We start from the raw sequence: 24544 nt of genomic DNA, 5'->3' as shown, positions 1-24544 counted from the left end.
GGAGATCTTTATGTCAAAAGCCATCCACTTTACAGGTACACGACTGATCCTGGCCGGTGTGCTGTCCGTGGCGGTTACTTCTTTTGCGCCGCAGGTCAGACCGATATCTCCGGACGCAATGACGCTGTACGCAAAACCTTCAAACGCAATGCCTCAAAACCTGCCTTTGCTGGAAGAGGGCAAACGGCTTTACGCGCTGGACCGGTTCACTGAAGCCCTTCCTTTACTGGTTCAAGCGGTAAAGCAGGATGGGAAATCGGCCCGTGCCCAGTACTGGCTCGGCATGACCCTCTACGCCCTGAACCGGAACGACGGAGCGCTCGAGGCATTCAAGCAGGTGGTGCGCAGAGACCGGTTCTGGGCGCCTGGACACATGGGCCTGGGACGCGCAATCATGCGCGTGCCCAATCGTAGACTCGACGCACGGAAGGCGATGCGCGAGGCCATAAAGCTGGATCCGGGAAACGCGGAGTACCAGTACGCCCTGGGGATGACGTACATGGACCAGGGTGAAGAAAGCTGGCTCATCGGCAGCCACCAGGACGGTCGCGACTTTTTCCAGCGGGCCGTCGAATTGGATCCCCTGCATCCGGATGCCCATTTTCAGCTCGGGCGCTGCTACGAGGAATTGAAGTTTTCGGACCAGGGAAAGCAGGTAAGGGACCGGTACGACGACTATGTCAAGGCGCTTGATGCGTATCTTACGCAATACCAGGTCAACCCGGAACATCCCGAAGCCCTGCAGCGATTCGCGGGCGTCTGCCACCGTTTCGAATACTACGAACGCGGCGCTGAGCAGCTCAGGAAGCTTGCCGGAGAGATGGAGGCATATCGTCCGACCTGATCCAGACGCTTTTAACTCAGTTCGAATCGCTTTCCATGAGTACGAAAAAACAATACGACCTGCTGCAGCGATCGCTAGAGACGTACATCAAGTCGCTGGAACCCGATGAGCAGGTGGTGTACAGAGACCTGGTCCACGTGGCCACTGCAGATGAGCTGGAAGCATGGCGTCGAGCGGAGGGCGAGGAGCGGGAAGACCGCTGGACGGAATTCTGGAACGCACGGGACTCGAATCCCGCCACCATAGAGAACGAACGCCTGGTAGAACATTACAAGCGGGTCATGTACGCGCGGATACACTTCTCAAACACGCAGTTCCCATACGACCGTAGAGGAGAGATCTACGTCCGGTTCGGCGAACCCGACGACCGTCAGCGGTTCCTGTTCCGCGCATACGAGGACCCCAGAAACCTGTATCCGCCAACGGGTAAACCGGAAGTGGACGGGATACGCGAACGGAACTGGCAGTTCGGCTGTCGGTTGAGAGTCGACCCGGGTCAGGTGGACGTATTACTGGATCAGGATGTGGCGCAACGCGTGGGATTTGGTACAGAGTCTCTGATGACGGCGAACAACCTGTACCCCAATGAAAACATGAACTCAAATGGCGCGCCGCTTAAAGCACCCGAGCAGGTCAACTACGAAACCGCCGTGATTCAGCGAAGAAGCATGGGATCCACGTACAGGGCGGAGAGCTGGGTATATGTTGCGCACAATATGGAACTGTTCTTCGTCGATCCGACGGGAGGAGGCCGGTTCGACTATCCCGAGCGGAAGCTGCAGATCGACGCGGGTTCCTTGGCCACTAAGGCCTTGGGGGAGATGCGCAGAGAGGCAACGCTCCACCCGAGGAAGGTCGCCGACCTTTTGGTTGAACAGACTCCCGAGGTATACGAACACGATTTTGCCGGCGAACCGCTGGACTACGCCTTCGATGTCGTCACCTTTCGTGGAGACGGGATACGGACGGAAGTCGAACTGTCCTACAGCATCCCGGTCTGGCAGTTCGGGGACACGGGTGATGGAAGAGGTCCGGTGACCTATCTCAATAACCAGGCAACGTTGCGCAACGCCGAATCCGGTCCGGTTTTCAACCAGCGGTTCCGCTTCGGTCCCATAGAACGGCCCACGCGAAGGCTGAGTCCGGACCAGGCCAGGGTTTCCACCTACACGCTAGCCGTCGATTTAAGGGCGCCCCAGGGTGCGTTCACGGCGTGGGTGGACATGCGGGACGAAGTCTCCCAGCGGGTCGGCGTCTACAGTAAAGAGGTGATTGTCCGCGATTACCGGGGTGGCGCACTGATGATCAGCGATCTGAAGCTGTCCACCGGGATCACCCGGACCGACCGGACCGGTCCCTTCGTGCGCAACGGTCTGAATATCGTGCCTCATCCTCTGCGCGTCTACAGACGCGGCCAACTCGTCTACGTGTACTACGAGGTATACAACCTGAGTATCGACGACGAATCGGGCAGGACTTCCTACGAGACGCAATACGAGATCGTACCCGAGGGCACGCCCTCCCTGCCCTTTCGGCCAGCCCGTCAGCTGGAGGACATGCAGACAGTCCTGCTGACTTTCGAAGGCGAAGGTTCGTCCAGGGAGGAGGCCGAATTCACGGCAATGGATACCACCAACCTGACACCAGGCGTATATGTCCTCTCGGTGACGTTCGTGGACCGCCATGCAGGCCATAGCGTGTCCGAATCAGCCCGCTTCCTTGTCACGGACGATTAATCGCCCACCGGCCAGACTCCGGTACCCACCGGCCAGACTCCGGTACCCACCGGCCAGACCCCGGTTCCCAAAGGAACTATGTCCCGTCAGGCGCGGAGACCGGAGAACGTGCCGGTCTCCGGCAATCCCGCCACGGTACAGTTCACGCTTGCGACTCGATTCGCGAGGCGGGTCGCACCGACCGGGTCTTTCGTTGCCGTGAATTCGACGACGAAACCGGCGGCGAAGGCGTCGCCGCAGCCGGTGGTGTCGACCACGTCACCGGCCGGCTCCGAGGGAATGACTAAGGCTTCGGATTCCCGGTTTTTCCGGTACACGGTGACCGGACCGAGTGGCCCCCGGGTGATGACGCACACCGAGGGACCGAGCGCTGTCACGGACCGTCCGAAGGCGATGAAATCATCCTCCGAATCCAGCGGACCGCCTAGCCCGCCTGGTCTGCCTGGCCCGCCTGATCCGTTTGATCCGCCTGATCCGCCTGGTCCGTTTGATCCGCCCATCGCTTCCACCGGTCCGCCTGCCTGTTCACCTGCGACGGTCACGCCGGCCAGCAGACGGGCCTCCACTTCGTTCATCTGAACGACGTCGAACATTTCAATCCATCGGTGCCAGTTCTCGGGCGCCCGTCTACGCCTGTAGCCCTCCGCGTCGATGGCCAGACACAGGTTGTGCACGTCCAGATACAGCAACCCGGCGGCCTTTTCCCGCACGGCCGCCATGGTTTCCAGGCTGATATCGTCGCCCACGATGAAATTCACCAGCAGGGCGTCGAGGTCCAGAAACGGTTCGATTTGTTCGAAGGGAATAGGGTCGATATGGTTCGTAAGTTGTTCGACTTTTTCCATGGACTCGTCGTAACGAATCCGGTTCCGGCTGGTACCCGACCGTGAGACACGGACGCCGAGGTCGCTGACGGCGGGGCGCGGGTCCAGAATGGTGCGCATGGCGTCGTAACAATCCGCGCCGATGCGGCTGATGGGATACAGTGCGTCGCCTTCGCCCACGAGGTCGTCCATTACGGTGGTGTTGTACAATATGCCGCCCAGGTCCTGGATCCGGCGGCCGCCGGCCATGAAGATGGTGTCGTGGTTGATGAGGCCGATGATGCCAATACGCATGTTGTTTCCAGCTCAGTCTGTTACGGGTGGTCCGGGTTTCCCGAGTTGTATGGCCACGGCTTCGATTACCCGCTCCACGGTGATGCCGCGCATGCAGTCGTGGGTTCCGATGGGACACCGGTTCCCGCCATGAGCACTGCATGGCCGGCAGTCCAGAGGGGTCTCGACGACCTGGTGCCCCGGTCCGTGAGGGACGAAGCCAAATGCGGGTACCGTGGGGCCGAAAAGGGCCACGACGGGCGTATCCATGGCGGCGGCCACGTGGCCCATCCCCGTATCGTTTGACACCACGGCGGCGCAACGGGCGGCGAGCGCCGCCGACTGCAACAGGGTCAACGCGCCGGCCGCGTTCAATGGGTCGACACCGGACTCGGCGGCGATTTCGTCGCAAAGCGGACGGTCCCCGGAACTGCCGAAGAGCACGGAACGGTATCCGTATTCTCGGGCGAGCCGGCGGATCAGCGCGGCGTATCGGCCGGGAAGCCATCGCTTGGTCGCCCAGACCGAACCGGGGCTGATGCCGCACAGTGGTTCGGACGGTGCGACGTCGGTTTGCCGCATCAGGGCATCCACCCGCCTCCGGTCCGCGTCATCCGGGTACAGGGCCGGGCGAATACCTTCCGCATCGACCTCCCACGAATCCAGCAGTGAGAGGTTTCGGTCGACTTCATGACCGGAACGGTAGGCGACCCGGTCGGTCAGGAGCAGCCTGCCCGCGCTTCGATCGAAGCCCACCCGTACGGATATGCCCGACAGGAAACCCAGCATTGCGCTTCTGAAGGATCGGTGAGGGATCAACGCCGTATCGTAGGCCGCGCCGCGCAGCTTGCGGGCGAGGCGGAGCAGTTCCAGGGGTCCTTTTTGCGCGCCGTGCTTGTCGTAGATGACGATATCGTCGATGTGGGGATTGTTCCGAAGCAGGTTCGCCGTCTCGGGCCGCACGACGACCCCGACACGGCCGGCACCCAGCCGCGTCCTGGCCGCTTCGAACAACGGGGTGGACAAAACGAGGTCGCCCACGAATGCGGTTTGTATGACAAGTATGCTCAACCCGCTTAGGATGCCTCGTCGGAACGCGGACTCAAGGGGTCCGCGCGGTTATTCTACTTCAGCGAATTCAGGAAGGCCTGGAACTCGCCATCCGCGCTGAGGACCGTCTTTTCCGGTCCGGTGAGCTTGACGAACACGTTTCCTTCCGGTGCCTCGATTATGGCCCCGAGCATCCTGTAGCCCGGTTTTTTCACGGCGCCGGACTGGAACATGGGGCCCATGGAGGCGAGGTACGTCCCCGCCAGGGACACCGTGGTCACGGCCAGGCCGTTGATGGTCGACTTCCGCTGGGCCAGTGACGGCTGCCCGCCCGTATCCGACTCGAACTGGTCCCGCCAACGCTGCAGGTTCAGGTCGACGCTGCCTCCCTGCCCGCGGCCGAAATAGAACACGGCGCACTCGCCCGGTTCGTCGTCCTCGGCGGACTTCGGGATCAGATAAGTCGCCATGCGCATCGTGCGGGGTGGCTGCACCTCCCAACGCGGCGGTACGGTCCAGACGACCCCCGCGGCAGCGCCCGTTGTCGTCTGCTCCTGGGCGTTCACCGGAACCGGGGCAGTGGCGTCCGGGCTTTCCGATACGGCAGGCGCCGCCACCAGCGGCGGAGGATCGGCCGGCGGTTCCGGCGACCGTGTTGCGGACTCTTCTCCACCGTTTCCGCAGGCCGCGGCGATACCGAAAAGCATTACGGCGCAAATGGTGATGACGGGGTAGCGTGGCATGGAAAGGGGTCTCCTTTACTTTACGAAATTTGAATCGTCGGGCGCCGGGGTCTTCCACCGCCGGTGTACCCAGAACCAGTGATCGGGATAATCCATGATGTACCGGGCCAACACGTCGGTGTAGGCCTGGGTAATCCGTGCGATATCGGCCGGTTCGTCACCGGTCGGAATCGCTTCGATCGGGGTTTCGAAACAGACACGGTGCCGTTCCGGGCCGGATCGAATGATGAAACACGGCACGATGGGCGCGCCCGTGCGCAACGAAAATAGCGCCGGTCCCTGGTAGGTGGACGCCCTCCGGCCCAGAAAATCGACGAACACCCCGCCGGCCCCCGCGTCCTGGTCCGCGAGCAGCCCGATACACTCGTTGCGCCGAAGCGCCCTGAATACGGCGGCCGGCGCTTTGTCCATCGTGGCTACTGCCATGCCCAATCGCTCGCGTCCCGCGTGCACCAGGCGGTCGACAGCTGGATTGTGCAGCTTCTTCGCGACGACGGTAATGGGATAACCGAGCATGGCGACCGTCGCGCCAAGCAATTCCCAGTAACCGAAATGGCCGGTAATCAGAATGACCCCGCGGCCCCCTTTGCGGGCTTGGACGATATGGTCTTCTCCCGAGACCGCGAGCCGGTCCCGCAGATCCGCCGTCCTCCCCGCGAGCAGGCGGGCGTGCTCCACGGCGGTCCGGCCCAACTGGCGGTAGACGGATCGGGACAGAGCCCTGAGCGCCTCGGAATCCCTGGTCATCCCGAAGACCCGGACCATGTGCTCCATGACCAGCTTCTTCCTCATGCCGGTCACGTGAAAGACCAGTGCGCCCAGTACATCGCCCACCTGCGAAGCGCGGGCAGGCGCAAGCCGCCTGGTCAGCGACATCAACACCCGAAGTCCCGCGTATTCGAGCCGGTGCGACAACTTCATTCGAATCGTGCTCTCATCCGCACCCTGTCATTCATTCGGATCCCTTCGCGCACGCTCATTCGTCCCGCTCCCTGGACATGACCCACTCTTCGTTCTTCCTTCGCCAGTCGTCTTCGTCCGTGCGCCAGTCGCCGACTTCCTCGCTTGCCCAGCGGCGCAGCGTAGCCCTCCTCCGCCTTCGGATCTGCAGGAACGCGAGCAGGCAAAGCACGCCGAACAGGGGCGCGATCACGAGGGACAGGCTTTCGCCGAGTAACATGCGCCAGCCGTAGTTGCGTTCCATGAACGCCAGCCAGTCCCGTTCGAACTCCACGACACTCATGCCGAAGGTCTCGAAACTGGCCCGGTCGATGGAGCCGGTCCGCCTCAGGCTGTCGAACAGTGTGTGCAGTCCCGCTTCACCGTACATCCTGAGTATATACTGCACGGCGAGGGCGCTTTGCTGATAGGCCAGGTGGGCCCGATGTTCAGGGAACCTGTTCACGCCCTGGATGGCGCTCAGGGGGACCAGGTTACCCGACACGACGGCGACCACCAGGGATGCCCGATCCCAGAACCCCCAATCCCGCGCCATGTGCATCGCGAATCCCTCGTCCAGCCAGCGGGGGATATCCGCGCCGCGAAGTGCGCTGTGCAGCATCACGTGGGCCAGTTCGTGCACCACGAGTTCTTCGGAACCGTCATACGTACCGGTAATCCGGGGCGACCTGAGTACCACGAGCCTGCGGTGCGGCACGGCGTAGCCCGCGCCCCATTCGGGTATGGCGCCGGGCGTATAGGTCAGGAAGGCTTCCTGCGTGGGGGCGATATGAATGTGGATGGTATCGGCGGAAGGCAGGCCCAGTGTGGCGCGCAGATCAGGCGACGCCTCGCGCACGATGTCCAACACGTGATCCACGAAGGGCGCGTCGGCGGGTTCGAAGGTCACTCGAACGCCATGGTCGGTCCTTACGGATTCTTCCGCGCCTGCCCCGGGGCCCGGCAGCAGCACGAGCACGCTGCAGGCCCATCCAAGGCACCAGGAACGAAGATAGCTGGAAACCCGCACAGGCACCCTATCGAAGCGCATAACGACCTCATTCGCGTATAATGCCGCCTCCCAGGACGGTCTCGCCGTCATAGAAGACGACGGACTGTCCCGGCGTGACCGCCCGCTGGGGATACTCGAAGTCGACCCGCACGACGCCGGGTTCGCTGGGCGTGATGACGGCGGGCGTCGCTTCCTGCCGGTACCGGATCTTGGCCTGGCCGCGTACCTCGCCAGCCGGGGCATCCGCAGTATGCCAGTTGACCCCGTCCGCGATGAGCCGGTCGCTGAGGAGATCCTCGTCGTCGCCCACCACGATCGTATTCGTTTCGGGCAGGATGTCGACCACGTACACCGGACGTCCCGCGGCCAGGCCCAGTCCCTTGCGCTGCCCGATCGTGTAGAGGGGATGCCCCCGGTGTTCACCCAGGACATGGCCGTCCGTGTCCACGATCGGTCCCGGCCGTATGGGGTCCTCAATGGCCAGCAGTCCTTCGTCCATTTTCACGGGGTGATTCGTCGTCCATTCCCTGAGGAACCTCTCATGGCCCCGGTCCTGGATGAAGCAGATCTCGTAGCTGTCCTTTTTACCGGCCACCCGCGGCGCGAATCGTTCGGCGATTTCCCGCGTCTGCGCCTTCGTGAGCATGCCGACGGGGAAGGTGGTCCGGACCAGCTCGTCCTGGGTCATCTCCCACAGGGCATAGGACTGGTCCTTGTTTCGATCGATGCCCCGCTTCAGGACCAAGCGGCCGGCCTGGCCGGCTCGGTCCGCATCGCCCGCCTGCCCCGCCTCGTTCGCCGTTTCATCCAGTGCCACGCGGGCGTAGTGGCCGGTCGCCACGTAATCGGCGCCGAGTTCGCGTGCCCGGTCGAGCAGCACGCCGAACTTGACCCGGCTGTTGCAGGCCACGCAGGGATTGGGCGTACGCCCCTGCACGTACTCGGAGACGAAATTCGAGATGACGCCCTGCTCGAACTCCTCGCGGAAATCCACCACGTAGTAGGGGATGCCGAGTTTTCCGGCCACGACCCGCGCGTCGTTGCGGTCCTCGACCGTGCAGCAGCCGTGTTCGAACTGCGCATTGCCGCCCACGCGGTCGTAGTCCCACAGGTGCATCGTGACGCCGATGACCTCGCAGCCCGCTTCCTTGAGCATCGCGGCCGCCACCGAGCTGTCTACGCCGCCGCTCATGGCCACGACGACTTTCGCCCCCGCCGGCGGCAGCCGGTTGACGAAGGGATCGAAAGTAGAAGCGGTGGCGTCTCCGCCGCGGATGGTGGTATGGGAAATTGTCGTCATTGATTCAGTCTTTCCGGACCGTGCCGTAACGGGACCGGTAATCCTCGATCGCCGCCCGCACGCCGTCCGCGGCCATGGCGGAGCAGTGCATCTTGGTTGGCGGAAGACCGCCCAGGGCATCCGCGATCGTATGGTTTTCGATGGACGCGGCCTCTTCGGTCGTCCTTCCGATCACCCATTCGGTGACCATGCTGCTCGCCGCGATAGACGCCGCGCAGCCGAAGGTCCTGAACTTCGCGTCCGTGACGGTCCCGTCCGCGATCCGTAAGTAAAGTGCGATGGTATTCCCGCTGATGGGGTTTCCGGCGTTGCCCACGCCGTCCGCATCGGCAAGATCCCCCACGTTGCGGGGTGAGTGAAAGTGGTCCATTACAGTGGATGAGTACATGAAACGCGCCTCAACCGGGTACCTGCGCGGCGGAAACCTCGCGGAGGCGGGCTACGATGCCGGGCAGCCTGTCCATGACGCTGTCCACGTCCCCCATCGAATTGTCTCGCCCGAAGCTGAACCGGACCGAACCGAGGGCGGTGCGCGGGTCCCTGCCCAGCGCCAGCAGCACGTGGGACGGTTCTATGGCGCCCGATGTGCAGGCCGAACCGGTGGACACGGCGATGCCCGCGAGATCAAGGCTCATGATCAGCGATTCGCCTTCCGCGCCGGGGAAGGACACGTTCGACGTGCCGGGCAGGCGCTGTTCCGGATGCCCGTTCACCCGCACGCCCTCGATCTCGACCCGGATGCGCGCTTCCAGGACATCGCGCATTTCGGACAGGTGACGGTACTCGCTTTCCCGCTCCTCGGCGGCCAGTTCGGCGGCCTTGCCCAGGCCCACAATGCCCACGGTGTTCTCCGTGCCGGACCGCACGTCATTTTCATGATGGCCGCCGTGGGCCGTGGGTTCGATCTCGACGCCCTTCCGGATGTAGATGGCCCCTACGCCCTTGGGTCCGTAGATCTTGTGGCCCGAAAGCGAAAGGAGGTCCGCGCGCATCGCTTCCACGTCGACCGTCAGTTTGCCGGCGGACTGCACTGCGTCCGTATGGAAGCACACGCCGCGAGTCCGGGTGATCCTGCCTATTTCACCCACGGGCTGGACCGTGCCGATCTCGTTGTTCGCGTGCATGATACTGACCAGGATCGTCTGGCTGGTAAGGGCGTCCTCCACCTGACCGGGATCGACCCGGCCGTATTCGTCCACGGGAAGGTAGGTTACATCAAAACCCTCCCGCTCGAGAAAAGCGCAGCTGTTCAGCACGGCCGAATGTTCGATGTTCGTCGTGATCAGATGACGTCCGTAAGCCCTGCGTGCGTAGGCGGCGCCCTTGATCGCCAGGTTGTCGGACTCGGTGCCGCCGCTGGTGAAGTAGATCTCGCCGGGCCTTGCGTTCACCAGGCCGGCCACCCGGGCCCGCGCCTCTTCCACGGCCGCGCGGGCATCCTGTCCGTACCGGTGGATGCTCGATGCGTTGCCGAACCGATCCCTGAAGAAGGGTTCCATGGCATCGAAGACTTCGGACCGGACCGGCGTGGTCGCGTTATGATCCAGGTAAATGCTCGCCATGAGGAGCGCGGTCTCCGGGAAAGGGGTGAAATCCTGCCCCGTTCATCAAAAAATCAATACGATCTGAAAACGGCCTCTTCCGTCGCGTCAACGGTCTTTGAAATTAGAGATAATCCATTGAAATGTCAAGTGCCATCGGGGTTTCGCGGCGCTCGCGCAGCCGGTGGATATTCGCCGTAGCCGCTTGACTTTTCGTTCGGGAATCCGTAGTTTTCATGTGACTTGAAATGGTATGCGCGAGCACGCTTTCAAGACGTTTGCCGGGGGTACAGGTACAAACTTGCCCGGAGCGGATGGACGTACCAGGGAGGAACGGCACATGCATGTACTGAAAACAGCGGCTGGACTGGTGGCGATCGTCCTTTTGGCGGGATGCACCCACAGCATCCAGTTGAATCCCAACATCGGCCCTTCGGCCAATATCGCCCGGCCCGTGGACTTGCACGTCGGAGTGTATGTTCCTCCGGACGTCAGCCAGTTCGTCATCGATGACAGATCAGATCTCGACAAATACATCTTTGAAATCGGTGAGTCCCTTGAGTCGGTCATCACGAAATCAGCGAACCGCGTTTTCTCGCGGGTAACGATACTGGATGCGCAGCCCACGGGCGCAGTGATCGAGGAAAGCGCACTCGATCTCGTCATGATTCCCAGGGTGACCGCGGCCATGGTAACGCTGAACAAGGAAGAAGGTCCGTTTCAGGACGACGCCCGGGGAAACACGGCGATCACGGTCGAACTGATGTTCTATGACGCGGAGATGATCCAGTACACATCCGTCATGGCTTCCGGCATCGGAATCGCTTCCGAGAGAATCGGGTTCTTTAGCAGAGGCCAGAGAGAATATGCCGCATCGGTCGAAAGTGCCATTGTAAACCTGAGCAACGACATGGTCCGTCAGATGCACGGCAACTACGATATCCGAAAGATGGGCGACGAGCAGGAATAGCAATGGCAGGGATGTCCCGCAGAGACCGCTGGATTTACGGCTTGCATACCTGGTGGGGCCGATATCGCAACGCGGCGTTCAACCTTTCCGATATCCGCAACCGGCCGGTACGGCTATTGATCTGCCTCCCTTCGAGTCCCGAAGAAGCCCGTAGAGCGGCCGAGGTTATCCCCGAACTGGTTGCGTGTCTGGACGCAAAGGTCGTTTTCGTGGTCGGCGAACCGCGATCCGTCGAGTTCTGCGACCCGGCGGATGGACGCATCACCGTGGTGCCGCTGGACCGGAGCGCCCGATGGTGGTTCGGCCTGCCCTCCTTCGGGATCGTCGACCGGTTGTCGGAAGCGGAACTCAACCTGGCCGTCGATCTGAATCCATGCGCGGAACTGCTGCCCGCCGTACTTTGCCAGAGAATCGGTGCGAGGATTCGCCTGTGCCTGGACGATCCGCAACGGGGGCGCGTGTTCAACGTGCGGGTCCTCCTTGCGGAAAACCATGACGAGGACGGAAACGGCGCCGAACCGGGAAACATTGCGGATCCGGCCCGGTCCGACCCGACGTCTGCCGGGACCGATAGATCTTCCGATGACTCACCGTATGCGCGCATGCTGCGTGTCGTTCAGGCCGTCGCCCGCCCCGCGTCTCATCCCCGGATTTAACTTGACACCAGGCCCTTTGGCCGGGATATTGAAGCAGGTCTGGACAAGCCTTCCGAATCCCGTGCGACCGGGAACGGCTTGTCATCCAACCAAATCGATCCCCCAGCTGATCTTATGTCCGTCCTGTCCCCTAGACCGCTCCTTTGTCGTACCCTGGCCAGGTTCCTGCTGACCTGCTGCCTGGTGAGTTCCATCGCGGACGCGGCGGCATCGAACGCGCGTCCCGAACCCGGGCTTGCCGATCCGGCCGGTCCGGCCATGCCGGCCATGCAGACCGCATCGCTGGATGCCCTGCTGGCGGAAGGCATATCCCTCTTCGATCAGCGGAAATTCGAGGAAGCGAAAACGATCTTCGAGAAGGCGGTCCGCCTCAAGTCCAGGTCCGGGGAAGCCCGGTACTGGCTGGGCGTCAGCCATTATGAACTCGGGGAATACCGGGAAGCGGCGAAACAACTGCGAATCGCCGTACGGCACGACCGGAAGAACCCGGATGCGCACCTCGCCCTGGGCCGGACATACATGCGCATGAAGAACCGCATGGTCGACGCGCGAAAGAGCCTCAAGCAGGCCCTCCGGTACGATCCGGAACACTCCGAAGTGCACTACTACCTGGGCGTCTCGTACATGGCGCAGAGCGAGAGAGATCCCGCGGCTCCGCTCTACGTGATGCAGGCCCGAAAATCCTTCGGCAGGGCGGCGGCGGCGAATCCCCTGCACCCGGATGCCTTCTACCGACTGGGGCTGTCCTACGAAAACCCCTCTCGCGATTACCAAAGGGCACTGGCCCTCTTCTACCGGCAGTTGATGGTAAAACCGGATCACCGGGATGCGCTCTACCACCTGGAGCGATGCAGTTACATGCTCAAAAGGTTCGAGGAAGGCATCGACCTTCTGACGCAGGTGGTCGAAGTCCACGGGAACGCCGTACCGGACTACGTGCATACGTTGATCAACAAGCTAAGGGCTACGTCGCTGCAGTCCCAGAGCCGTTACGCCGAAGCGGACCAGGCCTACGAAGCATTCCTGGCCGGCGCGGCGCCGGAGGAACGCGTGCACTACATGGATTTGGCCTACGTGACATCCGAAGACGAATTCCGGCAGTACCTGGCGCTGGAAACGGAAGACGCGAAAGCGGAGTTCAGACGCAGGTTCTGGGCGACGCGCGATCCGAAGCCGGCCACCGCCGTGAACGAGCGGCTCGTGGAACACTATCGGCGGGTCATGCACGCGCGGGAGCATTTCTCCCGGGGCCAGCAACCATGGGATCGCCGCGGCGGGATCTACATACGATACGGCGAACCGGACGATCTGCAGCATTTCATTATGCAGACCGGCGAGAACGCCATGAAGAACTACCAGCCGACCGGCGACGCCCGTATCGATGCGATCCGGGAGCGCAACTTCATATTGCGGTACCGCCTGAAGGTCGATAACTCCGGCACGACGTGGAGCGACCCGTCAACGCGCGGCACCCGCGATCCCGATGCGGGGGACTATCTGCCCGAGTTGGAAGCACTCCAGGATGCCTACTCAAATACCCTTTTGTCTGCGGTAACGGGAAAGGAAGCCGCCAACACAGCCTCCTTTCCGGCCATCTCCGACAAGGCACAATCACTGGGCTTCCTCGCCGAAAGCTGGGTATACCTCGAGCACGACCTGGAGCTGTTCTTCGTCGACCAGGTCGGGGTCGGCAAATTTGACTATCCATTGCAGGTGCACGAGACGAACATCGCCGAATCCGTCGTCCAGGACAAGTATCATCCCAGGCGTATCGTGGCCGCGCTGATGGAGAAGACTCCAGAGTCCTACGAGTTCGACTACGGCGGCGGACTGCTTCGGTTCATGTACGACATCGTGTCCTACAAGGGTAAGGACGGCCTGGCCGAAGTGGAAACCGCTTACATGGTCCCGGCCGAACAACTGGAAACGGTGAAGGACGGGCAGGGATTGCACACCTGGCTGGATGGTCACATGGTGTTTCATGATGACGACTACAACCGTGTAGCCCAGACATCCAGGCGTATCGGTCCCATCGACCGGCCACTCGTATCGGTATCAGGGAGCGAACCGGGTATCGAACTTCATATGGGCATGATGGAGATGGAAGCGCCGCCCGGCAGCTTCCACGCTGCCATAGAGGTTCAGGACGAGACCACCCGGCGCATCGGCATTTACGAACAGGACTATGCCGTGCCCGATTACGCCGGAGACGCTTTGGTGTTGAGCGATATCAAGCTGGCCGTGTCCATTGCGCCGGCCGATTCAACCCACAGTTCCTTCGTACGCAACGGACTTGAAATCGTACCCAATCCGGCACGTATGTACCAGCGCACCGACCCCGTTCACTTCTACTACGAGATCTACAACCTCGTCCTGGACGAATCCGGTCGATCCTCGTACCAGGTGGAACTGGAAGTGAAGGACATGGACCGGCCGAGGAACCTCTTCTGGCGTGTGCTGAAGGGCATTGACCGGCTGATACGGCGTACGGACAGCGAACAGTCCGTGCTCATGGTATTCGAAAACGAAGGAAATCGTTCGGACGAGTACAGTTACACTTCCATCGATACCGGGAACACACCCACCGGCGCCTACGAGATGACGGTTCGCGTCACCGACCTGCATTCCGGAGAAACCGCCACGCGGCAGAAAGTCTTCGTCGTGACCAATGACCGGGTCGCGGAATTCAGGCCAGACACGGATTAACTTCCCGCTTACGCCCGCGCTGAAGGACGGCGCAACATGTCGAACCTGAGCATACTACCCGCACTTGCAGTCCTGCTGTTGCACTTCAGCTGGCCGCCGCCCGCCGCCGCCCAGGAAGCGGAACCCGCCGCCCAGGAAGCGGAGTCCCTCCTGGACCAGGCCAGGGCGATGTACGACCAGGGCGAATACCGGAGGGCGGAATCCGCGCTGAGAAGTCTGCTCGAACGGCAGCCCGGTTCGCCTGCGGCCTTCCTGTGGCTGAGTCGCGCGCTGGACCGGCAGGGAAGGTATGACGAGGCCGAGCGCGCCGCAAAGGAAGCGCTGAAGACTGACAGCGCATCCCCGGCAACTCTCATACAACTGGCACGGGTCTACATCCTCAAAGACAAGAAAAAGGACGCGCGGGAGGTCCTGGACGAGGCCGAGAAACTGGCGCCGGACACCGCGGACATTTACTACTACCGTGGCCGCACGTACGGGAAGATCCGGATGGCGCTGTTCAGGCCCCGTGCGGCCGAAAGGGAATACAAGATCCAGGACGCGTCCTACAGGCGCGCCATCGCGTTGGACCCGAGACATCCCGATGCCTTCTTTCAACTGGGATACGTCATCGAGGAGATCCAGGACGATCCGGAATCCGCGATGGACTGGTACTTCAAGCAGGCAACCGTTAATCCGGCGCACGACGATGCGATTAATCGCCTGGCCTCGTGCTCCATTGAATCAGGGGAGTACCAGAAGGGATACGCACAGCTGCAGCAGATCGCCGCGGCACAGGATTCGGCGGTCATTCCCCTGATCGACGGACTGGCGGCACAACTCGAAGCGTTCCATTACCATTCCATGGACCAGCACGAACGCGCATACCGGGCCATGAGGCGATACGTCGCGGTCCTGTCGGAAATCAACCCGGATCGAGTCGCTCTGTACAAGGATCTCACCATCGTAGCCTCCTCGAAGGAAGCCGATGCGTTTCTCGAAGCAACGGAAGAGGAAAGGATGGCGTTGTGGCGAACTTACTGGACGGCCCGAGACCCCGATCCCACGACGCGGATCAACGAACGGCTGGTGGAACATTACCGGCGTTTGATCTTCTCCATGCTGCATTTTTCAACGGGCAAGGACCCTTGGGACCGCCGCGGCGAGATCTATGTCCGGTACGGTCATCCGGACGACCGTCAGCAGTTCATCCTGAAATCCGGGGAGGACGTGGTCAACGCGATTTTCCCGACGGGGCTTCGGGCCGTGGACATGATCCGCGAGACCAGCCGGCAGCGATTCGATATGCAAGTCAGCACCGGAGCGCCGATCCAGGATTTCGGCGAATTCAGCGCACGGGCCGGGCGCGTGACAAAATCGGTCGCATTCCCAACGGAAAGTTGGGTCTACGTCCCCTTCGGTCTGGAGATCTTCTTTACGGATCAGAGGAACTCGAAGGTGTTCGACTACCCGCTTGAGGTGATTGATCTTCCCGGCCAGTCGACCAACTTCGGCACGACGGACCGACTCGCGTACAGCTTCTTGAATACGCCAAGGAAACAGGCCGAAGAACTCATCCGGAAAGTACCCGAAGCCCACCGGCACGACTACGGCGGAGAGCCGCTCTCGTTCGTTTACCAGTTGGCCTCTTTCAAGGGCGCCGGCGACCGGGCCGACGTGGAAGTGGCCTACAGCCTTCCCGCGGCCCAACTGGGCAACGTGGAAGACGGGCTCGGGGAAAGGACCTGGCTGTCCGGCCGAATCGCCCTTCAGGACATGGACTTCAACTACGTACAGGCTATGCCCTTCAGGATGGGACCGCTTCGCCGTCCCGCATCTGAGCACGACAATCTGCAGCTTTCTACGGGCGCTTTCCGCTTCAGTGCGCGGCCCGGGGCGTACCGGTCCGCGGTTTCCCTGCGGGATTCGCTGTCGCAGAAGTACGGGATCTTTACCGCGCCGCTCCAGATTTCGGATTACAGTGCGGACCGGATACAGCTGAGCGATGTAAAGCTCGCCGCATCCATCGTGCCCACCGACGCGGCAGGACTGCTCGTCCGCAACGGCCTGTTCATCACGCCCCACCCCGCACGCCTCTATTCCAGTGCGACGCCGGTGTTCATCTACTACGAGATCTACAACCTGGAGCGGGATGCCGAAGGCCGGACGGGCTTCCGTACGGAGCTGGAGATAGCCGCCAGGGAACCCCAGCGCAATGTCGTCCTCAGATTCCTCACCGCCCTGGGACGCATGGTCAGCCAACGGTCCGACGACCAGACGGCCTATGTGACCTTCGAAGACAGCGGCACGTCGCCGGACGATTTCAAATACACCTCGATCGAAACGGCGGACCTGGATCCCGGGACCTATACCATGACGCTGACCGTCACGGATCTCCATACCGGACAGCAGGACACGAAGACGGTCGATTTCATCGTGGTGCAGGGCTAGGGGCTACAACCCCGGTTTCTCCGCGTCTTCAGCGGGCGGCAACCATATTCCATGAAAATCCACCTTGACATGCTCGATTATCATGGTATATTCATCGTATGGTACCCCGACCCGACCTCTTGACGTCGATCTCGACAGCCCTCTCGCGCAGTCCCGTCGCCCTGCTTCTGGGGCCTCGGCAGTGCGGAAAAACGACCCTGGCCCGGCAACTGGTGCCATATGACCACCTGAACTACTTCGACCTCGAAGACCCGGCAAGTCTGGCGAGGCTGGATGAGCCTATGACGGCGCTCGATCCGCTCGAGGGTCTCGTGGTCATCGACGAGATACAACGTCGGCAAGAGTTGTTCCCAATTCTGCGCGTACTGGTCGACCGTACGCCATCGCCAGCACGGTTCCTGATCCTGGGCAGCGCTTCTTCGGACCTGATGCGTCACGCGTCGGAATCGCTGGCCGGTCGCGTGGAACGCATCACGATGCGGGGATTCAGCTTATCCGAGGTAGAAGTCGCCCACCAGCGGAAGCACTGGCTGCGCGGGGGATTTCCGAGGTCGTACCTCGCCGCGACGGAGGTGGATAGCGCCGTTTGGCGCAGGGAATTCATGCAAACGGTGGTCGAAAGAGACGTGCCGCAACTCGGTCTGCGTCTGCCGGCCGCCACGCTGTTTCGGTTCTGGACCATGCTGGCCCACTATCATGGCCAGGTATGGAACGCGGCCGAATCGGCAAGGTCACTCGGTGTCGCCGAAACCACGACCCGCCGCTATCTCGACGTGCTTGAAGGACTGTTCATGGTCAGGCGGCTGAATCCATGGTTCGCCAACCTGAAGAAGCGGCAGGTCAGGTCGCCCAGAATATACGTCCGGGACAGCGGTCTGCTTCATGCGCTTCTGGGCATACGATCGGAAAGGGACCTGATGTCGCATCCGAAGTCCGGGGCTTCGTGGGAAGGGTACGTCGTCGAGGAGGTTCTGTCTGCCTTCAAGCCTGATGAGGCCTGTTTCTGGGCGACCCACAATGGCGCCGAACTGGACCTTTATCTGATCAGGGACGGCCTGAGGATCGGCGTGGAGTGCAAACGGCAGGACGCGCCGCGCGTGACCCGTTCCATGCGTGTTGCACTGGAGGATCTGGCCCTGGATCATCTGTACGTCGTCTATCCCGGTTGCAAGACCTATGCAATCGGAAGGGACATAACCGTAACGCCCCTTTCACATATCAAAGGCTCCGGGCTCTTCACACCTACAACCCCGGCTTCTCCGCATCCTCCGCGGGCGGCCCCTGGAGATTGACGTTCTCCCCGGTGGGCCACCGCACATTGTAGTGCGCGGAGCGGTCCCGCTTGTATCCGGCGTGCCAGTAGTTGCTGGCCGCCAGCCATTCCAGCAGGTCTTCCTTCATCTTCGCCTTGATCCCCGCATAAGCATCGTCGTCCCACCTGTTCCACAGTTCGCCGGGATCGGCTTCCAGGTCGTACAGCTCGCCCTCCTCCTGGCCGATGTAATATACCATCTTGTGGACCGGGCTGCGCATCATGATCTGGTAGTTGTCCTCGCAGAAGACGTAGTCACGCGGAACGACCTCTCCATCCGGGTCGGCGTAGGGCAGGAGAGAGCGCCCTTCCAGGTAGGTGGGGACCGGCACGCCGGCCGCCTCGAGGATGGTGGGACCCAGGTCCATGAGGGAGACCAGGTCGCTTACGTGGTCGCCCCGGCGCCGGCGGTCCGGGTAGCGGATGATGAGCGGAATATGGGTGATGGTGTCGTACATCAGCCACTTGTAGGCCAGGGCGTGGTCGCCCAGGTTCTCGCCGTGGTCCGAGCAGAAGATGACCAGGGTGTTTTCCAGGTAGCCCCGTTCCTCCAGGGCGACCAGGATCTCTCCCATCTTTTCGTCCACCGTGGTCACCTTGGCGTAGTAGTGCCGGCGCATGCGGTCGATGCGTTCGTCGTTGGCCAGGTACATGTTGATGCCGGATTCGTGACCGGCCGTGGAGAACATCTTCTTCAGCGCTTCCTGCTGGGGCGGCTTTTCCTCCAGTTCGTTATCCCTGGTTACCGTCATGGGTATCTCGACATCGTCGTACAGGCTCAGGTGACGAGGGAGCGGATCCCAGGGCTCGTGGGGACCCGTAAATCCGATTTCGAGGAAGAAGGGCTTGTCGCCGCGGTGGCTGCGGATCCAGTTGAGCGCCGAGTTTCCGATGAAGACGTCGCTGTGGAAGCGCTCCTCCTCGTGCCAGGGCACGCCCTGCAGTCTGGTCCACCAGTCGGGGTCGGTCAGGTGACGGTCGTTGGGCCGCTCCACGCCGTGGAAGGTCATGTACCGGCCCCAGTCGTCGTCCGCGCCGCCGCCGGCCAGGCTCATCCCGGTTGGATTCTCGACGACGACCCGCTCGTGGAACCCGCCGGGGATGTCCCGGGGCATGAAATGCATCTTGCCGATGCTGGCGCACCAGTAGCCGTTTTCCGCCAGGTCCTGCACCCAGTTGCGGTGGAGGCCCCAGGGCTGGAAACTGTAGACGCCCGTGTTGTGGGGGTACATGCCGGTGAATACGGCGGCCCGCGAGGCCACGCAGGTGGCGCCCGGACAGTAGGCCTGCCGGAAGGAAACCCCTTCGGCGACCAGCCGGTCGTGGGCCGGGGTGACCATGTGGGGATGGTCCCAGCCGCGGATCGTGTCGATGCGCTGCTGGTCCGTCATGATGAGGATGATGTTGGGGCGGTCCGGACCAGGAGGGCTAGTCGAGCCAGACGGGCTATTCGAGCCAGACGGGCGGTCCGGACCAGGCGGGCCAGGAGGGTTAGGCAACGCGGTCCTCCATCGCGCCGTCGCCGTCCTCTTCGGACCGGGGATGCAGCCGGGTCACCTCCGCCTTGATGATGCGTTGCCCTTCGACTTCGCGCACCACGATCCGGGCGTTCGGGAACGGCACATCCTCTCCGGGTTCGGGCACCCGGCCGAGTTCATTGAAGATCAGGCCGCCAACGGTTTCGAACCCGTCGGGCGTGATATCGAGGTCCAGGATGTCATTCAGCGTATCGATATTAAGCCGGGCGTGGACGATGTACGAGCCGCCGGGCGTCGCTTCGTACATGGGATCCTCGTCGTCGTACTCGTCCTGTATCTCGCCGACGATCTCTTCGAGCAGGTCCTCCAGGGTCACCAGTCCCGCGGTGGTCCCGTGTTCATCCACGACGATGGCCAGGTGGATCTTCTCCTGCTGGAACTCTTTCAGCAGCTCGGCGGCTTTCTTGGTCTCCGGTACGACATAGGGCGGGCGAAGCAGTCCGTCCAGGTCCTTCTCCTCATCCGGGTCTTCGCTCAGCTGGAGCAGGTCCTTGGCATAGACGACGCCTACGATATCGTCGACGGAATCGCCGTAGATCGGAATCCGGGAATGTCCCATCTCGCGGATGAGCTCCAGCAGTTCGGGAATGGGCCTGGATCGCTCGGCGCACACCATGTCCACTCTCGGGACCATCACTTCGCGCACGTTGGTGTCGTGCATTTCAATGATGCTGCTGATCATCTCCTTGTCGTCGGGTTTCAGTTCGTGGGTTTCTTCCAGTTCGAGCACCCGGTGCAGTTCGTCGTCGAGCCAGTATGGATTGCGTCCGCTGCTGAAGAGCCCAGCGCGCGCCATGCGCCGGTTGACGAGCAACAGCGGCGTGATCAGCGGCCAGAACAGCCAGTAGCTGATGAGCACGAGCACGGCGGAGACGCGGACGGTCAGGTCGGAGTAGTGCGACACGAGCAACCTGGGCAGCCATTCGATAAGCACCAGCAGGAGCCCGATGGCGAACAGTCCGGAAAGGGTCAGGGTCAGGGTCGAACCGAACCAGTCGGTGAGCGGCGGGGTAAGGAACAGCGCCACCACGGAGATCACGACGCCGGCCGTGGTGATGATCTTCCCGATCAGCAGGGTGGTGAAGAGGCGCTCCTGGTTGTCCAGCCACCGGGTAACGCGGCTGGACTGTCCGCCCTCGTGGGCGGCCTTGAGTTCCTGGAGCGTGGTTTTGGGCAGGCTGGAAAACGCGGATTCCGCTCCGGTCAGGAGCATGGCGTAGAGGGTGCATCCAATGAGGACTAGCCACTCGACCAATAGGGGAATGTCGTCATCCAAAACTTTTTTCTCCCACTTTACCTTCCGGAATCCCGTGGTCAGCCTGGCCAGCCTGGTCAGCCTGGCCAGCCTGGTCAGCCCGTGCGGTCACGTCGGCCTGGTCGATCTGGCCTGCCGCATTCGCCGAATAGACCTGTTCCTTTTCCCGCATCACTTTGCGCTGTGAAGCGGTGTGGTGGTCATATCCCAGCAGGTGCAGGCACCCATGGACCACGAGCCGGTGCAACTCGTCGTCCATGGACACGTGATGACGGGCGGCCTGATCCCGGGCCCGGTCGACGGATACGTATACGTCGCCCAGGATTTCCCCTTCGGATCCGGGATCGTCTTCCATTCCGAACGACAGCACGTCCGTCGCGCGATCCAGATGGCGGTACTTGTGATTCAACTTCCGGATATAGGGGTCATCGACCAGCACCACGGTCACGGCCGCATGGTCCCGGCCTTCGCCCCGGAGTACCCGGCAGACTGCGGTCCATAGCGCCTCGCGCGGGATGTCCGGCGCGGGCAGGACGGTCTCGATCTCGATATTCAAGTGTCGACGCGGGTGGAATTACGGGTTTTCATGGCGTTCATAGGCCTTGATGATGTCCTGGACGAGCCGGTGCCGGACCACGTCCGTCTCCGTCAGGTACACGAAGGAGATCCCGCGGATGTCCGCGAGCACATCCTGCACGTGCACCAGTCCGGAAACCTTCTCCTCGGGCAAGTCGATCTGGGTGATGTCCCCCGTGATGATCGCCTTGGAGTTCGCGCCCAGGCGGGTCAGGAACATCTTCATCTGCGCGGTCGTCGTGTTCTGGGCCTCGTCGAGTATGACGAAGGCGTTGTTCAGCGTACGGCCGCGCATGTACGCCATGGCGATGATTTCAATGGTCCCGTCCTCGATGAGCCGCCCGGCCTTGTGGTTCGGGATCATGTCGTGCAGCGCGTCGTAGAGCGGCTTCAGGTACGGGTCCACTTTTTCCCGCGGATCGCCGGGCAGAAAGCCGAGACTCTCTCCCGCTTCAACGGCCGGCCGCGCCAGCACGATCCGGTCGACTTCACCGTGGCGGAGGGCCGAGATGGCCATGGCGACGGCCAGGTAGGTCTTCCCCGTGCCGGCAGGTCCGATGGAGAAGACGATATCGCACTTGCGGACCTGATCCACGTAATTCTGCTGATTGGGACTCCGAGCCCGGATCCGTTCCCGCCGGGAGAGCACGTCGATGGACTCGCCGTAACCCGATCCCTGGTCTTCGCCGCTTTTCGTCCCGGTTCGCGTTGCCCGGATGATGTCATCCACTTCCTTCGCCCGGCCCTGCTGGACGGACTTGATCATTTCGCGCAGCACACGGGTGATCTGCCTTACCTCTTCCGCCTTGCCCGTGATCACGACCTCTTCGCCCCGGGCGGTGATTTTGGCGTCGAATTCGCTTTCGATGGCGCGCAGCCTGGAGTCAAACTGGCCGTAGAGCGCGAGGGGATCGATGCCCTTGGCCGACAGGCGTTGCGTAACCGTGTTTTTCAATGATGGCATATAGTGGAAGGTCGATGCTTGTACGGTGCGATTCGCCGACCTGTTCCGATTGTCCGGACAGGCCACGCTTTCGCCACGTTTCCCGTAAGTAAAATCTAAGGCTAAAGCCGGTCCGTGTCAAGCGTATTCCGAATGCTGCCTACGCGGCCGCATGGGCCGGGGTCAGCCGGAATGCACTACGATCCCAAGGTCGGCGAGCAATGCGTCGAAATCCCTCATGATCCGGTGTATGCCGCGCTGGACTTCCGCGGCGGACGTCCTGATGCGATCCGCCGTCTGCCCGTCGATCAGTCCGTCGTCGCTGGCCTGCTTCAACTCGTCCTCATCCAGCACGCGGCAGCCGCCGTCCGGGAAGAACCACAGGTCCAGCAACTGGTCGTCGTATTCCACGCGGTCCGGTCCGATCCGCACCCGGTCGCACAGGTGCACGTAATGTCCGACGAGGCGGCCGCCGGATCCGATCATTTTCCAGAGAATGTACGGAAGCCCCACCTCGTAGTACGCCAGGGTCAGCGTGCCGGCAGGGATCCGGATGTCGCCCTGGCTGTACGGCCGGTCGGACCGGTAGGAGATGACCATGCGGCTGCCGCCGTGGTGCAGCAGGCCGCACTGGAAGGACTGATCGGGCTTGCCCGGGTTGTGCTTGATTTCCGTAATGGTGGCGGCCATGGAAGGGCTACGCGATCCGAGAAGAGCTATGTGATCCGTTCGAGGACGTCCCGGATCTCCGTGACGAGGGGACCGTTTCCGTTCTGCCGGTACCAGGTGCGGATACGCGGGTAAATCTCATCCATGGGGATCCTGCCCTTGTTGTCCCGCATGATCGCCTGGCACGCCTCGGGCCGCGGTCCCCACCGGGCCAGTTCGTTCCGGCCGGCGTCCATGAAGACCAGGTAGGGAATGGCCTTCGAGCCGTCGGTGAGATACCGGTCCATGATGTCCGGGTTCTCGTCCCGGCGGAAGATGCGGTAAGAAACGGATGGACTGGCCTCCAGCATGCGGACGATGGGCGGGAGGCTCTGCACCACGTCGCCGCACCAGTCCTCCGCGAGGATCAGCACCTTCAGGGGCGTTCCGATGGCGGCGAAGAAGCTGGCGTCCTCCCCTTCCAGATTGAACTTGTCGTAATTATCATGGAATCGCTCGAGATTCTTCTCGCTGTTCCCCATGTAGTCGTCCCACAGGAATCCCGATTCGAATCGTTTTTCGGAAACTACGGACATGGTGTCTCCAGGCTGTTTCGAGGTTGATTTAGACGGGTTGACGGGATGGGTTGATCGGCCCGGGACGGGTTGACAAATCGGTCAGGTGAACCACTCGGTCCGTTCGGCGGCCGGCACTCTCTTCTGGGCGGGAACCTGCGCGGGATAGCCGGTGTAGAGGAATCCTACGATCTCTTCTTCCCTGTCGTTGATTTTAAGCAGTTCCAGCGTATCGGGATCCCGGATCAGCCCTCCCGTGCTCCACTGCATGCCGATGCCTTCTTCCCAGGCGGCCAGGGCGATATTGTGTATGGCGCAGCAGGTGGCCGCGTAATCCTCCCGCGCTCGGAAGGCGTCCGCGTCCTTCCTGCAGACCACGCCGATGATCACGGGCTTGGACATGATCTTGGCATAGCCCTTCTCCGTCGCCTTCCGCAGGATGCCGGAATCGTCCGATTTCGTCTTTTCCCGCTGGATCCTGCAGTAGATTTTCGCCAGGGTTTCCTTGGTCTTCCCGGTGACGACCAGGAAGCGCCACGGTTCCGTCAGCTTGTGGTTCGGCGCCCAAACGGCGGTTTCGAGCACGCGGGCGATCACTTCCCGGGGGACCGGTTCCGGCTTGAATTCGTAAATCGACCTTCTGTTCCGGATCGTATCGAGTATGGACATTTGA

At 62.0% G+C, this 24544-nt stretch carries 22 protein-coding genes; 7 read left to right on the top strand and 15 right to left on the bottom strand.

Annotated elements, in window-relative coordinates; translation table 11 throughout:
* Positions 1–10: 10 nt before the first annotated feature.
* Together OXH56_16860 and OXH56_16855 are read left to right on the top strand one after the other, a co-directional pair.
* A complete protein-coding gene (locus OXH56_16860) occupies positions 11–844 on the top strand; it encodes a tetratricopeptide repeat protein (GenBank protein ID MCY3556982.1) in 834 nt (277 codons plus the stop codon).
* Between the two features lie 35 nt (positions 845–879).
* Positions 880–2580 carry a GWxTD domain-containing protein gene (locus tag OXH56_16855; protein ID MCY3556981.1) on the top strand — a complete coding sequence of 567 codons (1701 nt, stop codon included), beginning with the start codon at positions 880–882 and terminating at the stop codon, positions 2578–2580.
* Between the two features lie 86 nt (positions 2581–2666).
* On the opposite strand, the gene OXH56_16850 is transcribed toward OXH56_16855, so the two are convergent.
* The 8 genes from OXH56_16850 to nifS are packed head-to-tail and all read right to left on the bottom strand — an operon-like array spanning position 2667 to position 10283.
* Positions 2667–3698: a carbohydrate kinase family protein gene (locus OXH56_16850; GenBank protein ID MCY3556980.1), complete on the bottom strand. Its 1032-nt coding sequence runs from the start codon at positions 3696–3698 to the stop codon at positions 2667–2669.
* A 12-nt stretch (positions 3699–3710) separates the two neighbouring features.
* Positions 3711–4748 carry a lipopolysaccharide heptosyltransferase II gene (gene waaF, locus OXH56_16845; protein MCY3556979.1) on the bottom strand — a complete coding sequence of 346 codons (1038 nt, stop codon included), beginning with the start codon at positions 4746–4748 and terminating at the stop codon, positions 3711–3713.
* Between the two features lie 53 nt (positions 4749–4801).
* The gene (locus OXH56_16840) at positions 4802–5470 is read right to left on the bottom strand and encodes a hypothetical protein (protein MCY3556978.1); all 669 of its coding nucleotides are present in this window, start codon (positions 5468–5470) and stop codon (positions 4802–4804) included.
* 15 nt (positions 5471–5485) lie between these two features.
* A complete protein-coding gene (locus OXH56_16835) occupies positions 5486–6391 on the bottom strand; it encodes a lysophospholipid acyltransferase family protein (GenBank protein MCY3556977.1) in 906 nt (301 codons plus the stop codon).
* A gap of 55 nt (positions 6392–6446) precedes the next feature.
* Entirely contained in the window at positions 6447–7460 is a 1014-nt protein-coding gene (locus OXH56_16830) for a peptidase MA family metallohydrolase (protein MCY3556976.1), read from the bottom strand.
* A gap of 7 nt (positions 7461–7467) precedes the next feature.
* A complete protein-coding gene (gene mnmA, locus OXH56_16825) occupies positions 7468–8721 on the bottom strand; it encodes a tRNA 2-thiouridine(34) synthase MnmA (protein ID MCY3556975.1) in 1254 nt (417 codons plus the stop codon).
* A gap of 4 nt (positions 8722–8725) precedes the next feature.
* Positions 8726–9109, bottom strand: coding sequence for an iron-sulfur cluster assembly scaffold protein (locus OXH56_16820; protein MCY3556974.1), 384 nt, complete (start codon positions 9107–9109; stop codon positions 8726–8728).
* Positions 9110–9119: 10 nt separating this feature from the next.
* Positions 9120–10283, bottom strand: coding sequence for a cysteine desulfurase NifS (gene nifS / locus OXH56_16815; GenBank protein MCY3556973.1), 1164 nt, complete (start codon positions 10281–10283; stop codon positions 9120–9122).
* A gap of 319 nt (positions 10284–10602) precedes the next feature.
* Between nifS and OXH56_16810 the strand changes: the two genes are divergently transcribed.
* From OXH56_16810 to OXH56_16790, 5 genes are all read left to right on the top strand, one after another.
* Positions 10603–11232, top strand: a complete 630-nt coding sequence (locus OXH56_16810; protein ID MCY3556972.1) for a hypothetical protein — start codon at positions 10603–10605, stop codon at positions 11230–11232.
* An 11-nt stretch (positions 11233–11243) separates the two neighbouring features.
* Positions 11244–11888, top strand: coding sequence for a hypothetical protein (locus OXH56_16805; protein ID MCY3556971.1), 645 nt, complete (start codon positions 11244–11246; stop codon positions 11886–11888).
* Positions 11889–11966: 78 nt separating this feature from the next.
* Positions 11967–14594 (top strand): tetratricopeptide repeat protein, encoded by a 2628-nt coding sequence (locus OXH56_16800; protein ID MCY3556970.1) that lies wholly within the window; start codon positions 11967–11969, stop codon positions 14592–14594.
* 36 nt (positions 14595–14630) lie between these two features.
* Positions 14631–17024: a GWxTD domain-containing protein gene (locus OXH56_16795; GenBank protein MCY3556969.1), complete on the top strand. Its 2394-nt coding sequence runs from the start codon at positions 14631–14633 to the stop codon at positions 17022–17024.
* Between the two features lie 98 nt (positions 17025–17122).
* Positions 17123–18316 carry an ATP-binding protein gene (locus OXH56_16790; GenBank protein ID MCY3556968.1) on the top strand — a complete coding sequence of 398 codons (1194 nt, stop codon included), beginning with the start codon at positions 17123–17125 and terminating at the stop codon, positions 18314–18316.
* On the opposite strand, the gene OXH56_16785 is transcribed toward OXH56_16790, so the two are convergent.
* The 7 genes from OXH56_16785 to OXH56_16755 all read right to left on the bottom strand — a co-directional run bounded on the left by OXH56_16785 (position 18267) and on the right by OXH56_16755 (position 24540).
* On the bottom strand, positions 18267–19835 hold the full coding sequence (locus OXH56_16785) for a sulfatase-like hydrolase/transferase (protein ID MCY3556967.1): 1569 nt from the start codon (positions 19833–19835) through the stop codon (positions 18267–18269). The genes OXH56_16790 and OXH56_16785 overlap by 50 nt on opposite strands.
* Positions 19828–21150 (bottom strand): hemolysin family protein, encoded by a 1323-nt coding sequence (locus tag OXH56_16780; protein MCY3556966.1) that lies wholly within the window; start codon positions 21148–21150, stop codon positions 19828–19830. The genes OXH56_16785 and OXH56_16780 overlap by 8 nt, the downstream gene beginning before the upstream one ends.
* Positions 21143–21685, bottom strand: a complete 543-nt coding sequence (gene ybeY / locus OXH56_16775) for an rRNA maturation RNase YbeY (GenBank protein ID MCY3556965.1) — start codon at positions 21683–21685, stop codon at positions 21143–21145. The genes OXH56_16780 and ybeY overlap by 8 nt, the downstream gene beginning before the upstream one ends.
* Before the next feature lie 18 nt (positions 21686–21703).
* Entirely contained in the window at positions 21704–22669 is a 966-nt protein-coding gene (locus OXH56_16770) for a PhoH family protein (GenBank protein MCY3556964.1), read from the bottom strand.
* A gap of 162 nt (positions 22670–22831) precedes the next feature.
* On the bottom strand, positions 22832–23338 hold the full coding sequence (locus OXH56_16765) for a DUF402 domain-containing protein (protein ID MCY3556963.1): 507 nt from the start codon (positions 23336–23338) through the stop codon (positions 22832–22834).
* A 26-nt stretch (positions 23339–23364) separates the two neighbouring features.
* Positions 23365–23892 (bottom strand): thioredoxin family protein, encoded by a 528-nt coding sequence (locus tag OXH56_16760; GenBank protein ID MCY3556962.1) that lies wholly within the window; start codon positions 23890–23892, stop codon positions 23365–23367.
* 81 nt (positions 23893–23973) lie between these two features.
* On the bottom strand, positions 23974–24540 hold the full coding sequence (locus tag OXH56_16755; GenBank protein ID MCY3556961.1) for a nitroreductase: 567 nt from the start codon (positions 24538–24540) through the stop codon (positions 23974–23976).
* Between the last annotated feature and the right edge of the window lie 4 nt (positions 24541–24544).

It is taken from the genome of Gemmatimonadota bacterium (assembly GCA_026702745.1).
GTDB lineage: Bacteria > JAAXHH01 > JAAXHH01 > JAAXHH01 > JAAXHH01 > JAAXHH01.
This window is presented reverse-complemented; position numbering and strand designations above follow the sequence as displayed.